Below are 13,540 nucleotides of genomic sequence, written 5' to 3'. Positions count from 1 at the left end.
ACAATTTGATTAACACAGACAATCACAAACAACGTTTAACGGTTGTTAAACATGATTGATCATTGATTCACCTGCTCTCATAGTCCATTATTTACGGTAATGGGTAGAAACTTTTGAGCCATATTCTCAAATTATATGAGGCGAGTTTATATCGTTTTTACACTTTTTTTCTGCATCATTATCATAACAATTGCAGGGGGGTTAGTCAATAAAAATCGAACAATAAATTATAATACTAATTTATTGTTCGTCTTTAATCAAGATTGCATCAAATGAAATGTCACTCGAGACAACTTTATTCACTTTTGAGCCATTTTCTAACACTTCTTCAAATATCGGTTTTTCCACTCGACGCACCGGCATATACCTGCTTGCTTGATGCGATCTAAACAGTCATCGAGTGATTCATTCGTCTGTTTTATGAAGCGTTCTTTCTTTCGTTTCGTCTGAGACGTGGATGCCTTCTGATTCGTTGATTGCTTTGATAATCGTTTCTTCTTGTTGGACACTGCGTTTAATCTTTCCTTTCTTTACTTTCTTCACCCAGAACCCTCCATTAATTTGTTTCGGTTCGTAGGAAATAATGAAAGCTTTTGGGTCAATTTCTTTAATCGTATGATACAAGTGCTTCGTATTTACGCGGGGTAAGGATCTGCATTGAGAGACGATCACCTTCCATACCATAAGCGTACCAACTGGTGACACCATAGCCATTTTCCCGTAAGCGTTCCGTAAAGTTAAGGTCGGGTTCACTCGAAATCACATTGACGGTTGTATAACCAAGCGCTAAGCGCTCTTCAATTTTCGAACCGATAATGACACCAATGCCGTAACCAAGCCCGTAGGCAATTAAATTTTCAATGCGGTCTAAGTTATCAAGTACTAAGCCTAAACCAACCGTATAGAGCATAATCTCTAACGTACCAATCGCTGCCGCGATATATTTTTGACCTTTTAACGTTAAGATAACTCGAATCGTTGATAAAGAAACGTACACGATATTAACTGCTAAAATGATAAGTATAATCCCAATCGCATTATCTAGCATAGTTTAAAACCTCCCAACACACATTGTATAATAGTCCAGATGTTTTTTCCAATGAACACCTTTAACGATCTGTCATACACTATGGGTGGAGGTGATATGGATGAAAACTTTATTAGATAAACTTCATTTGACAAAGCAATCGATTCCTTTTCCGCTTCTCAACATATATGAAGATAAGGACTATTTTTATATCCGTACCTTTTTACCTGAGAAATTATCTTCATCTTTAAAGTTATCGATTCACAATCGTACCCTTACCTTTACTGGTCATCTATCAACATCAAATGATGGCACCACCCTCTATCAAGAAGTACCTAGTACACACATTAACCGACAAGTCACCTTACCAGAAGCCATTGACCAAAAAATTATTGCTTGTATTCACACAGAAGATGGAACGGAATATGTATTAAAAAAGCGCCGGCTATAATGACTATAGGCGACGCTTTTGGCGATGATACATACTATTGATTAACCTAGATACTTGTTAACTTAGCTTAAAAACGCTAGGAATAACACAAAGATAACAGATAACACCCACATTAGGCCTGGAATCTCTTTACCACGACCACGTGCTAACATCGTAATTGGATAGAAAGTAAACCCAACCGCAATACCTGTCGCAATACTATAAGCCAGTGGCATCATAATAATCGTTAAGAAAGCTGGGACAGCTACTTCGATGTGATCCCATTCGATTTCTTTTAAGCTCGATACCATCATAACACCGACAATAATTAAAGCAGGCGCTGTTACCGCATTTGTGACAACACTTAATAGCGGTGAAAAGAATAGCGCTAAACCGAAGAAAAGTGCCGCAAAGACTGCCGTCAAACCAGAACGTCCACCCGCACCAACACCTGCAGCTGATTCTACGTAACTTGTTGTCGTAGATGTTCCTAAAACAGCACCTGTCACTGTTGCGACAGAGTCTGAAAGAAGAGCTTTACTTGCATTTGGTAATTCATTTCCCTTCATTAAACCAGCTTTTTCAGCAACCGCTACAAGCGTACCTGCGGTATCGAAAAAGTCAACGAAAAGGAAGGTTAAGATAACACCAAGCATTTGTAAAGTAAAGACATCACCAAAGTTGGTGAACGCTTGACCAAATGTTGGGGCAATGGATGGGATTGAACCAAAGATGGCATTTGGTAAGTCAATTAAACCAAAGATAATACCAGCAACTGCGGTAATAATCATACCGTAGAAGACACCGCCACCGACTTTAAGTGTAATAAGAACAACTGTTACAACAAGACCGAAAATCGCAAGCGCTGTGTTACCGTTTGAGAAATCACCTAATGCCACAAGTGTTGCTGGGTCACCAACGATAATACCTGCATTTTGGAACCCTAAAAAGGCGATGAATAATCCAATACCACTACCAACCGCTAGTTTTAAGTTTTTTGGAATCGCATTGATGATCGCTTCACGCACGCCTGTCAAAGTCAATGCGATAAAGATTAAACCAGATACTAATACCCCACTTAGTGCTGTTTGCCAAGGAATACCGTAATCACCGACAACGGTAAAAGCGAAGAATGCGTTTAGTCCCATACCAGGCGCAAGCGCGATTGGGTATTTCGCATAAAGCCCCATGACAAGCGTTCCAACGACCGCTGCAAGTGCTGTCGCAACGTAAACAGCGTCTTTATCCATACCTGATGCTGATAAAACATCTGGGTTAACGAATAAAATATACGCCATCGCTAGGAAGGTGGTTAAACCTGCCATAAATTCTGTTTTGACGTTCGTGCCTAACTCTTTTAGATTAAAATACTTTTCTAACATAATCCTCTTCCCTTCTTTGTTTCGTCGGCATAAAAAAACACACCAAAGATCACTTAATCTTGAGTGTGTAGTGTTTAGTCAGAAGTTTTTGTTTAAAACATATAAATAAAAAAAAGCATCAAACGATGGTTATTCACTTCTGCGTAGACAGACCATTTACGGTGGTCGGTAGAGACTCATGAGCCATATTCTCAAGATTATACGACGAAATATTTAGTTTTATTTTGATTACATCGTTTATCATACATGGTTCAGTTTTAATCGTCAATAGTAAAATACGAATATTATTAAAAATTTAAGGATTCATTATTCGGATATCTCTTTCATTTAACAGAATATTATAACTAAAAAAGACGAATGTTAGTGTTTACCAAAAACATTAACAGGTGTATGTCTTCATCCAAACGACTAGATTCGTTCTTTTCACTTATAAAAAAGATTGTGTTTCTACTTTTTTCCTTTACAAACAAACAGCCGTCATCCCTTCCTTCATGAGGGATGACGGCTGCTTCATTATCTTTATACTAAACGAATACTATCAATTATTGAAGATGTTCCATTTACAATTACCAGTCTTATTCATTCGATTTTAATGCTTCAATCATATCCACATGTTTTAATTTACGGTGCATCATCAACATGACCATCGTTGAGAAGACCATGGTAAGAATCGCCGCATAAAGGTAACTTGTCCAGTCAAGACTTGGATTAAACATCATATTATCCATTGAGCTGTACCTAAAACAAAGACGTGTAAAAGACGCCCGAATAAGCCACCGACGACAATGCCCATCAATGTCAAAATAATATTTTCCCGATAAATATACATCGTCACTTCATTGTCATAAAACCCGAGTACTTTTATTGTGGATAACTCTCTGATCCTTTCTGACACATTAATATTGGTTAAATTGTACAGCACGATAAAGGCTAATCCAGCCGCTGCGACAATTAAGACAACGACAACAATATTTAAACTTTCCATCGAATCTTTAAATAAGTTAAGCATCGACTGATTATAGCTTGTCGTAATGACGTAATCTGACTCACTTAAGTCATCACTGAGTTCTGTTTCAAACGCTTCACTGTAAGGATACTTCAACAGCTCGGCATTATACTCTGGTTCTAAAGAGAAACTCTCTTCATATAGACTTGGACTGAGGTATAAGTAGTGACCCGCATAATTTTCGATGATACCTCCAACGGTCACTGTCAGCGTGTCATCATCAGCTGTTGTAAAGGTCATATCATCACCTTTTTCTACTTCAAATAATGTCGCTAACTTTTCAGTAATAATCGCCCCATCTTCTGATAAATCAAAAGCTTCTCCACTCGTTCTGTTTTTTAATTGCACAAATCGATTGAGTTCAGCTGGTGTTTCTGGTACAAACATCGTGACATCTTGAGGGGTAACCCCTGATTTATTCGCAGCTAATGTCTCTTGATAAACCATTAAAGATGCTTCAATCATATCATTCTCATCAATAATGGTGCGATACGCTTCTTTTTCATCTGATGATGCTTCACTATCAAGCGCCACAACGGCTTCATAGTTCATCACCCGACCAAATTGTAAGTCAACAATCCCTTCAACAGCCCCTTTCAGGCCAAATCCAGTAATGATAAGCGCTGCACAACCACTGATCCCAATCACCGTCATTAACATCCGCTGTTTATATCGGAATAGGTTTCTGGCGGTGACTTTTTGCATAAAGTTCATCCGGCGCCACAGCGGCGTGATACGTTCGACTAAAATGCGTTTCCCGCTCTTTGGTGCTTTTGGTCGCATCAAGATGGCTGGTGTTGTTTTTAAGTCTTTACGCAAGACATACCAAGCGGTCACTAAACTAGAGAATAAAGCCACCGCAAGTGAAATCAAGGTAAATGACCAATAAAAATCTAAGGCGAGTGGTGGTAAGTTATACAGAATTTGATACGCATTAAAAATCACTTTTGGTAATAACGTGTACCCTAGGACTAACCCGAGGATCGCCCCGACTAGGGTTGCGGATAAAGCATAAAGATAATATTTCTTCTGAATATCACGATCGGTATATCCGAGTGCTTTTAATGTGCCCATTTCAACCCGTTGTTCTTCGATCATCCGTGTCACTGTCGTTAGCGTCACAAGGGCAGCAATTAAGAAGAATACCACCGGGAAGATTGTCGCTAAATCACTCATCCGTTCCGCATTCTCTTCAAATTCGACGAGTTGACCGTTATCATGGCGGACGGTTAAGTAATACGTTGGTGCCTCAAGCTTATCAAGCTCATCACGTGCTTCAATAAGTGCTTGTTCTGCTTCTTTAATCTCACGTTCTGCGTCTTGTTTTTCTTCATTAAAGGTCACTAGACCTTCTTCGTAGTCCGCTTGACCTTCCGCAAGATCCCCTCTTGCTTCTTCTAGTTCACTCACACCTTTGTCATACTCAGCCCAACCTTCATCAAGCTGACTCCGGCCGGCCGCGAGCTCTTGTTCTGTTTCGGTGCGCTGATTATTTAACTCCGTACGCGCCTCTTCTAATGCTTGTTTTCCTGCGTTAATCTCTTCTAGACTTGCGCGTAGTTCTTGTTGCTGGGCTTCTAGTTCATCACGCTGATTATTGATTTCATTAATATTAGTACGCAACTCTGAAATGCCAGCTGTTAAACCGGCATCAGCCGAAGACATAAACGCCGTAATTTCTTCTTGTGTTACGGTGCCGTTAAAGTAACCTTGTAATAACGTAGATAAAGACGTGTCATTAAACGTCATCTCGGCTGTTTCGTCGATCCACGCTTGTTTCATCTCATCCGTTAATAATTCGACGGGCGTTTGGAAAAACTCACTTAATTGTTGGTTTAATTGACGAATATCGTCGCGTTGATCAAGCAGCGCTGTCTCTTGACCGACAAGGTCGGCATAAGGCTCATTTAATTGATTCAGTCCTGCTTCAATCTCACTTAGACCATTCTTTACTTGTTGTTCACTCTCCAGAAGTGTCTGTTCTTCATCTGCTAGTCGTTCTTCTGCCTGTTTCATTTCTTGTTCGAACGTGTCGACACCGTCACGGTAATTTTGTTCTTCCCGGTCAAGCTCTAAAAAAGCGTCTTCTAGTTCAGCTTCTGCTGAAGCCAGTTCTTCTTTTCCTGTTTCAAGTTCTTCTTTTGCCTCAGCTAATTCTTGTTCTGCATCGGCCAGTTCTTGTCTGGCCTCTTCAATCTCTGTTTGACCCTCTTCAATTTCTTCTCTAGCATCGGCCTTAATTTTGTCAAGGCGACCTGCCCCTACTTCTTCTAAGGCAGGTTCGTATGCGTCTTTATAGTCCTTCATTTGTTCGATATAAGTGTCGCTATACATCGATAGGTTTTCTGATGCCTTAAACGTAACGAAGATATCCGTATATACATCAAGGGTGAAGACATCTGCTTGAACGACACCAAAAGCATCAAGTTGACCACGTCCAATCGTCGTTTGACCTCTTGAATCATTCGTAATGTAACGAGGGGATGTGACAAAACCAACGACCGTAAACGTTGATTCTGATACGGTGTCAGAAAGATTTGCCTCCTGACTACCGCTATAAATCGTGACCTCGTCACCAATAGTATATTGACTCGTTAAGACATCATTGTAGTCAAGTGCTATTTCATTGGATTTCTCTGGCAGGCGTCCTTCGTCCACTCTAAGCTGATTAAGTTGATTGTCTTCATCATGACCCATCAACTTTATGACCAGTCTATCTTCTCCAAATAGCACATCATGACTATAATGCCCTTCAAGCGACTCAATCTCTTCTTTTTCTTCTAATCGTGTATATTCTTCTTCATCTAAACCATAATTGGATTGGATGTGTAAATCATACAAGTTTTGTTGATTAAAATAATCATCCGCTGTCTTCAACATATTTGGTCCGGTTGCTTGTAGACCAGAGAAGAAGCCAACGCCGAGTAAAATTAAAAACAAAATTGAGAAAAAGCGTGCTTTTGAAGAAGTAATCTCACGCCAAATCATTTTGTACAAGGCTGTTTTTTTCTGCATGAGAGCTCCTTTCTACCACTCGATTTCATCCACTGAACGTGGACGTGGATTTTCGACGATTTCTTTTACTTTTGCATCATGAATATAAATAACTCGATCAGCCATCGGCGCAATTTGAGCATTGTGTGTAATCACAATGACTGTCGTATTAAAATCACGCGCTGTGTTTTGTAAGAGACGTAAAATCTGTTTACCTGTTTGAACATCTAATGCCCCTGTCGGTTCATCACACAGTAATAATTTCGGATTTTTCGCCAGTGCCCTGGCGATGGCCACCCGTTGTTGTTCCCCGCCGGAAAGTTGTGCTGGAAAGTTGTCACGGCGATCTGTTAAGCCGACGCTCTCCATCACTTCATCAACATCAAGTGCATCAGGTGAAATTTGACTGGCCAGTTCAACATTTTCTCTCGCCGTTAGGTTCGGGACAAGATTATAAAATTGAAACACAAAACCAACATCATCACGACGATACGTTGTGAGTTGTTTTTTAGAATATTGACTAATATCTTTGTCATCGACATAAATATGACCGTCATCCGGTGAGTCCATGCCCCCTAATATATTTAACACCGTTGATTTTCCGGCCCCACTTGGACCTAAAATAACGGCAAATTGGCCTTGTTCTACATCAAACGTAATCCCATTATTTGCGACAATGGTATTCTCCCCCATTGTATAACGCTTAAATTCATCTACTACACGTACATAACTCACGTCAGACGCCCCCTTATCATGTTGTATCTTTTTCACCCTATTTTTTAGGGTGACTCTTTTCTCTTACATGCATCGCTTTTCACTTGTAATGAAACAAATGCTTGTTGCGATGACTATACATTTAAATTATAATAGACATAGTGTCTATTATCAATCTACAATGTCGGATTGATTGTCTGATACCCGACGTTTTTCAAAAAAATGTCGGTTTCCGTACGAAATTTTATAAATTACCATTCATTTCTTTCACAAAAAATATCCTTGGAAAGAGGTTATACTATGAGTAAAACGAATGATCGTCGTGTAAAAATGACTAAACTGTTATTACAAGAAGCGCTGGTTGAACTCCTACAAGTGAAACACATTTCAAAAATTTCCGTGACAAATTTATGCGAGACAGCTGATGTGCATCGTAGTACATTCTATACGCATTATGCTGATCAATATGATCTATTAAAACAAATTCAAGCAGATGTTGTGCTAAATATCCGTCACTACATGGAACAACAAACCGTTGATACGACTCATCCCGTTAATGAGCAAAAATTAATCCCTATCTTAGAGTATGGAAAGAAAAATGCCGCCTTAATCTCCGTGCTTTTGAGTGAGAACAGTGACGACACATTAGAAAATGAAATTATGCAGTTTGTTAATTTTATCTCCCTAACACATTTAGATCAGTTTGACGAACAGATGAAAGAATATGTTGTATTATTTGGGGTAAGTGGCAGCATGGCCATTTTGAAGAAATGGCTTAAAAATGGCATGAAAGAATCCACAGAATCCCTCGCCCAACTGATTATTCAACTGACCGAAAATGGCACTTACTATTATGATGACTGACACTTGACATGTCATCAGTAGTCAATACGCTCGTTTCGTGTTTAATTTAGCCTCTTACGGGAATACTAAACTAGCTACTAAAAACCGAGTAACGATTGAATAGTCAACACAACCGTTATTATTCATTTTTTTAGAAGGGCTATTCTTTGTTACTCACCTTTTTTGTAGACTATATTTTTTTGGGGGAGATAACTATGAAAGGTAAGGTAATGGACACCTTACAAACACTCGGACGAACGTTTATGCTACCGATCGCACTGCTGCCAGCTGCTGGTATTATGCTTGGGATTGGGGCATCCTTTACAGGTGATGCGTTCATCGAATTGTATGGTCTTGAAAATATTTTAGGTGAAGGAACCGTTCTAAATGGCTTCCTATCTATTCTAAGTGACTCTGGTGATGTTATTTTCGGTAACTTACCACTCTTCTTTGCGATTGCTGTTGGTCTCGGTGTGGCTAAACAAGCAAAAGAAGTTGCAGCACTTTCAGCGGCCGTTGCTTACTTTATGATGTATGCGTCTATGACGAGTACCATCGATAACTTCCGTGATATTGATGCATTAAATGAAACGGCAGGGTTAGTTGGGTCTGTCGTTGGATTTGATAATACATTAAATATGGGGGTGTTTGGTGGTATTATCATCGGTCTGATTGTCGCTTACTTACACAATCGTTTTTATAAAATTGAATTACCAGATGCGCTATCATTCTTCTCAGGTACACGCTTCGTACCGATTATTTCAGCCTTTACCGCTGTCTTTGTCGGTATCCTTATGGCCTTCTTATGGCCATTTGCCGGTGGTGGTATTGCTTGGTTAGGTGAAGCCGTTGCCGACTTAGGTTATGTTGGGACATTCTTATATGGTTTCATTTATCGCGCGCTGATCCCACTCGGTTTACACCACGTCTTTTATTTACCATTCTGGCAAACAGCTCTTGGTGGTGTAGCAGAGGTCGCGGGTCAAACAGTCGAAGGTGCTCAGAACATTCTCTTTGCTCAGCTCTCAGCTGGCGAGCCGATTGATCCTGAAGCCGCAAAATTCTTTAGTGGTATGTTCCCATTCATGATCTTTGGTTTCCCTGCCGCTGCTTTTGCGATGTATCAAGCAGCGCGTGAAGAGCGTAAAAAAGACGTTAAAGGTTTAATGGTTTCTGCTTCATTAACTTCAATCTTTACTGGTATTACTGAACCTATTGAGTTTTCATTCTTATTTGCTTCACCATTCTTATACTTTGGTGTACACGTTGTATTAGGTGCCTTATCATTCGTTATCATGCACGTTTTAGAAGTCGGGGTCGGTTTAACGTTCTCCGGTGGTTTACTCGACTTTATCTTCTACGGTATTTTACCAGGTCAAGCTATGACTAACTGGATTCCAGTCGTCATCGTCGGTGTTATTTATGGTTTTGTTTATTACTTCGCTTTCCGCTTCTTCATCCATAAATTTGACCTTAAAACACCTGGGCGTGAAGAAGGCGATACCGAATCTAAACTGTACACAAAACAAGATTATAAAGATAAAAAAGCCGGTGGAAAAACGGGTGATGTGACAGATGAAATGTCAAAAGATATTATTGAAGGTTTAGGTGGCGAAGATAACTTGAATGACGTGAGTAACTGTGCCACACGTTTACGTGTAAACGTTAAAGACGGTGAAAAAGTCGATCAACCGTTACTTAAATCAACGGGTGCTGCGGGTGTCATGGTAAAAGGAAATAACGTCCAAGTAATTTACGGACCTAAAGTGGCCAATATTAAATCAAATATTGATGAATATCGCCAAGCACAGAAAAAAGAGTAACTGCGTCATCAATAGAACATGACAAGCCCCGTTGATACATGGTGTATCAACGGGGCTTGTCTCATTTCATTAAATCAACATCACCGTGACAATCAGTATATAAGCATTATCAAGAGAGATGTCAAAAGGGTCCAAGCTGTACTATTAGCTATCTTTTCCCGCCAAGATTTAATACAATCAACTTGTGTAAACGAATTGGGCACACTTTCTACCGGTTCCTTTCTTGTCATGAAAAAATCCCAGGCGATATGCGCGATAAGGAAGGTTGCATTAGTCTGAAATGCGATTAGTCTTGTCGATGAATCTAGAAAAGGCGTATTGAAAAAGTAATGCCACGTAAATATCCCCCACAGTCCGACATAGCCAATTATCTGATAAACGACTGTTTTTTCGGAAGGTAAAAATGATCGATCAACTTTAGCGCGCTGTAATCTTTTCATTAATACAAGGTCGGCACCCACACGCATGATATATATTGAATTCATAACCTGTACCGTAACAGACACCATAAATAGTAACGTCTCTCTCATATTTACACGCCCTTCTGTTCCGAATCAGCTTGCTGCTTGAACAAGTGATTGCTCTATCTGACGTTTAAGTAAGAATGTCGGTATCAATAATAGAATTGTCACAAACCATAAACTAACATACAGCATAGACGTATCTTTTATTAAAAATACTTCGACAGTGTAAATCAAGATCACAGCCAAACCAAACGTTAAAACATTGAGAACCTGTTTAAACGGGATAAGATGAGTGACTTTATTCATCTGCCATTGATTCCTAATAGCTAAATACGTTATAAAAATAACCATGCTTATTGGAAGTAATACTAAGAAATCTAATTGCCTATATGTAACAGCACTTATAATCATAAGTAAAAATAATAGGATGACATAGGTTGTTTGTTTACTTAAATATCGAATAATACAAAGGTGTTTATTGGCTTTGATTGGTTCATTGTTATTTAAAGTGGCAATTTGATCTATCGCAGACTGAATCGTTCGTCTATTATACCAAGATACGCTCTTATAGTCTTTCTTCATCATGTACCGATTTATTTGATATTCCATCATGAGCGATAGTATGTACATCAAGATAATCCTCCATTGTAGTATCGATTGGTTTAATATAATCAATGCAAAATGAACAAAAAGAGCCGTCACTCGAATGAAACTATCTAGACTTGAAAAAATAATCAATGTTCGTTGTTTTTGTATCAGCGCATCCTCTAGAATGTTGAAAGTAAAGCCCAGACAGACATACAACAAAACATAAATCACCCAATCATCACCAAAACGATGAATGACCCAGTGATGAAAAAAGATTAGGACAAAAAATATACTATTCGATATCAGTAACGTCTTAGCTTTTTGGTGCACCTTATCAACTCCAGCTCGTTCATTTGCATTCAAAATCACACATGTTTTTGACCATAGGAAAATAACTCATACACTTTTTTCATATATGATTAATGTGCCTGTTATTCTGAACTTTAACGTGTTTTATTTATCACTTCTTCACTGTCATCCTCGATAAATTCAAATAAATCACCTGGTTGACAATGTAATATTTTACACAATTTGTTCATCGTTTCAAAGCGTACTCCCTTCATTTTGCCTGTCTTTAAGTTAGATAGATTGACATTTGTCATCTCAGCCTGTTTGGCTAAATCGTTCAAAGACATTTTTCTATCTGCCATCACTCGATCGAGTCTAATAATAATCGCCATATTTATCTCCATTCACAATATAATTTATGCAATTTGATCCATGTCCTTTTGAAGGACAGAGCCATAATTAAATACTTCAGCAATCATTCCGATCACAACACTTATAAAAATAATATAAAAGTTCAATGATGTAGCGTTAAAAATGGCAAAATTAAATATCACGAGCGAAAAGACGAAGTCAATTGTTGGTGGTAAGACAGCAAATAACATACTCACCAACGCTACCATTCGTAATCGTTTCACGTTTTTATGATAAAAGGGTGATTGTTTTGCTTTTAAGTCTTTAAATATTTTCGTTAGTGTAAAGAGAATAATCATCATTAAAAGGCTTCTTACCGTGTTTATTATATTTTCCGAAATAAGAAGTTTTCTAATTTCCATACTTCCTTCTTCATTTAGGCGTCCATAATAATTATAGTCGATAGGATACTGCTGTTCACCATTTATATAAAGATAATTTTGCATTCCTGTATCTGTGTTTACTTGCTGGATAGTAAACGCTGAATCTGTCATTGTACTGTACTGAAAAATATCAGTTACATAGAATCCTATGACAAAAACAAGAATAATGCCACTAACTAAAAGAAATGTCGTATCCCCTTTAATCTTCTTTTGCAATACAGTTAGATCTTGTTTCATTTAACTCCCTCCACTTCCTTTTTATATTCTACACTCCCTCCATATAATACCACACAACCAATCAATCAACTATAAAAATTTAAATTAACACTTTAAAAAATGCATTTAAATTTACAACAGACCTCAATCTAATTGCCATCTAAAAAATCTAAATAGTATACTAAAGTCGTGATGGCTCTTTCAGCCACAAATGCGATAAATGGCTCATAATCACCTTTCAAACCAGAAATATCTAATACTTCATAATAGTTAAATCGATCATCTTTTTCTATGGTGATTGGTGGGTACTTTGCTTTCATCAATTCAAAATTCATTAATAACCGGCTCGTTCTCCCGTTACCATCACTAAATGGATGAATGTTCATAAATTTCGCATGAAGCACACTTGCTCTTTCTACTGGGTGTAAGCATTCAGCATTTTCGTACCAAGCCATTAATTTGTCCATCTCATCCTGAATCTTTTCAGGAGACGGTGGTATATGATTTGCACCCGTAATTAAGACTTTATCGCTTTAGGGTGAGAAGACACCTTCCTCAAGTGCGTCAGCACTAGGTGGGTGATGAATCGCTTGTTTTCAATATTTTTGAAGTGACAAACATATATTCCTCGTGGTATAATTAAAGCATTAACAGTGATCGTCACAAAACAAAGAGAGGGTGGGTTTCATGGGCATGAAGGCTATTTTTTCAAATCGCTTATATAAGCATAAGATCGACGCAAACTTTGTTATGTCCATGGATCACACCTTCGGGTGTTTAATCAAGCCAAACATTTTCGTTATCAAGCTGAGGTTCGTGAGCTTAGGGGCGTGAAAGAGAAAAGTTCCGTCTCCATCCATCAACGGTTAAAGCAACGTTACGGATTAAATGATTATTATGCGAACAGTGCTGTTCAACAAGGACGCGCCCGTCTATCCGCACAAAAAGAATTGAAGAAGGTGTACATGCGC

Annotated in this window: 12 protein-coding genes, 2 pseudogenes and 2 riboswitches; of the genes and pseudogenes, 4 read left to right on the top strand and 10 right to left on the bottom strand. The window is 38.6% G+C overall.

From position 1 onward, the window contains the following. Window positions 1-60: 60 nt before the first annotated feature. A riboswitch (purine riboswitch) is annotated at window positions 61-159 on the bottom strand. 81 nt (window positions 160-240) lie between these two features. Continuing rightward, window positions 241-357, bottom strand: coding sequence for an NETI motif-containing protein (locus tag JCM19043_RS17735; protein WP_231631523.1), 117 nt, complete (start codon window positions 355-357; stop codon window positions 241-243). Window positions 358-405: 48 nt separating this feature from the next. After that, window positions 406-1,048 (bottom strand): annotated as a pseudogene (locus tag JCM19043_RS11185) (DUF2179 domain-containing protein). Between the two features lie 100 nt (window positions 1,049-1,148). On the opposite strand from JCM19043_RS11185, the gene JCM19043_RS11180 reads away from it, so the two are divergent. After that, a complete protein-coding gene (locus JCM19043_RS11180; protein ID WP_062322577.1) occupies window positions 1,149-1,478 on the top strand; it encodes an Hsp20/alpha crystallin family protein in 330 nt (109 codons plus the stop codon). A gap of 62 nt (window positions 1,479-1,540) precedes the next feature. On the opposite strand, the gene JCM19043_RS11175 is transcribed toward JCM19043_RS11180, so the two are convergent. The 4 genes from JCM19043_RS11175 to JCM19043_RS11165 form a co-directional block, all read right to left on the bottom strand. Beyond that, the gene (locus JCM19043_RS11175; protein WP_062322575.1) at window positions 1,541-2,839 is read right to left on the bottom strand and encodes an NCS2 family permease; all 1,299 of its coding nucleotides are present in this window, start codon (window positions 2,837-2,839) and stop codon (window positions 1,541-1,543) included. Between the two features lie 124 nt (window positions 2,840-2,963). Next, a riboswitch (purine riboswitch) is annotated at window positions 2,964-3,064 on the bottom strand. 350 nt (window positions 3,065-3,414) lie between these two features. Beyond that, window positions 3,415-3,567, bottom strand: a complete 153-nt coding sequence (locus JCM19043_RS17730; protein WP_231631522.1) for a hypothetical protein — start codon at window positions 3,565-3,567, stop codon at window positions 3,415-3,417. Further along, the gene (locus tag JCM19043_RS11170) at window positions 3,555-6,860 is read right to left on the bottom strand and encodes an FtsX-like permease family protein (protein WP_062322573.1); all 3,306 of its coding nucleotides are present in this window, start codon (window positions 6,858-6,860) and stop codon (window positions 3,555-3,557) included. The genes JCM19043_RS17730 and JCM19043_RS11170 overlap by 13 nt, the downstream gene beginning before the upstream one ends. 12 nt (window positions 6,861-6,872) lie before the next feature. Then, on the bottom strand, window positions 6,873-7,574 hold the full coding sequence (locus JCM19043_RS11165) for an ABC transporter ATP-binding protein (RefSeq protein ID WP_062322571.1): 702 nt from the start codon (window positions 7,572-7,574) through the stop codon (window positions 6,873-6,875). 279 nt (window positions 7,575-7,853) lie between these two features. Here JCM19043_RS11165 and JCM19043_RS11160 point away from each other — a divergent pair, with 279 nt between their 5' ends. Both JCM19043_RS11160 and JCM19043_RS11155 read left to right on the top strand, forming a co-directional pair. After that, complete coding sequence (locus JCM19043_RS11160) at window positions 7,854-8,417, top strand: TetR/AcrR family transcriptional regulator (protein WP_062322569.1); 564 nt, start codon at window positions 7,854-7,856, stop codon at window positions 8,415-8,417. Window positions 8,418-8,611: 194 nt separating this feature from the next. After that, entirely contained in the window at window positions 8,612-10,219 is a 1,608-nt protein-coding gene (locus JCM19043_RS11155) for a PTS transporter subunit EIIC (RefSeq protein ID WP_062322567.1), read from the top strand. A 554-nt stretch (window positions 10,220-10,773) separates the two neighbouring features. Here the strand turns inward: JCM19043_RS11155 and JCM19043_RS11145 are convergent. From JCM19043_RS11145 to JCM19043_RS11130, 4 genes are all read right to left on the bottom strand, one after another. After that, window positions 10,774-11,601 carry a hypothetical protein gene (locus JCM19043_RS11145; RefSeq protein ID WP_062322563.1) on the bottom strand — a complete coding sequence of 276 codons (828 nt, stop codon included), beginning with the start codon at window positions 11,599-11,601 and terminating at the stop codon, window positions 10,774-10,776. Between the two features lie 113 nt (window positions 11,602-11,714). Then, on the bottom strand, window positions 11,715-11,951 hold the full coding sequence (locus tag JCM19043_RS11140) for a helix-turn-helix transcriptional regulator (RefSeq protein WP_062322561.1): 237 nt from the start codon (window positions 11,949-11,951) through the stop codon (window positions 11,715-11,717). A gap of 24 nt (window positions 11,952-11,975) precedes the next feature. Then, window positions 11,976-12,590, bottom strand: a complete 615-nt coding sequence (locus tag JCM19043_RS11135; RefSeq protein ID WP_062322559.1) for a DUF2975 domain-containing protein — start codon at window positions 12,588-12,590, stop codon at window positions 11,976-11,978. Between the two features lie 128 nt (window positions 12,591-12,718). After that, on the bottom strand, window positions 12,719-13,087 hold the full coding sequence (locus tag JCM19043_RS11130; protein WP_082394533.1) for a Fic family protein: 369 nt from the start codon (window positions 13,085-13,087) through the stop codon (window positions 12,719-12,721). Between the two features lie 255 nt (window positions 13,088-13,342). Here JCM19043_RS11130 and JCM19043_RS11125 point away from each other — a divergent pair. Next, window positions 13,343-13,540 (top strand): annotated as a pseudogene (locus JCM19043_RS11125) (hypothetical protein); the annotation flags it as partial.

Origin of the sequence: Halolactibacillus sp. JCM 19043, assembly GCF_001310395.1 — a bacterium.
Lineage (GTDB): Bacteria > Bacillota > Bacilli > Bacillales > Amphibacillaceae > Halolactibacillus > Halolactibacillus miurensis.
The sequence above is the reverse complement of the archived record's forward strand: the minus strand, read 5'-3'. Positions and strand labels throughout refer to the sequence as shown.

Bases quoted from the DNA above. Each gene is read 5' to 3' on its own strand.
- JCM19043_RS11180 (WP_062322577.1), top strand. From the start codon at position 1,149: ATGAAAACTTTATTAGATAAACTTCATTTGACAAAGCAATCGATTCCT.
- JCM19043_RS11175 (WP_062322575.1), bottom strand. From the start codon at position 2,839: ATGTTAGAAAAGTATTTTAATCTAAAAGAGTTAGGCACGAACGTCAAA.
- JCM19043_RS17730 (WP_231631522.1), bottom strand. From the start codon at position 3,567: ATGGATAATATGATGTTTAATCCAAGTCTTGACTGGACAAGTTACCTT.
- JCM19043_RS11170 (WP_062322573.1), bottom strand. From the start codon at position 6,860: ATGCAGAAAAAAACAGCCTTGTACAAAATGATTTGGCGTGAGATTACT.
- JCM19043_RS11160 (WP_062322569.1), top strand. From the start codon at position 7,854: ATGAGTAAAACGAATGATCGTCGTGTAAAAATGACTAAACTGTTATTA.
- JCM19043_RS11155 (WP_062322567.1), top strand. From the start codon at position 8,612: ATGAAAGGTAAGGTAATGGACACCTTACAAACACTCGGACGAACGTTT.
- JCM19043_RS11140 (WP_062322561.1), bottom strand. From the start codon at position 11,951: ATGGCGATTATTATTAGACTCGATCGAGTGATGGCAGATAGAAAAATG.
- JCM19043_RS11135 (WP_062322559.1), bottom strand. From the start codon at position 12,590: ATGAAACAAGATCTAACTGTATTGCAAAAGAAGATTAAAGGGGATACG.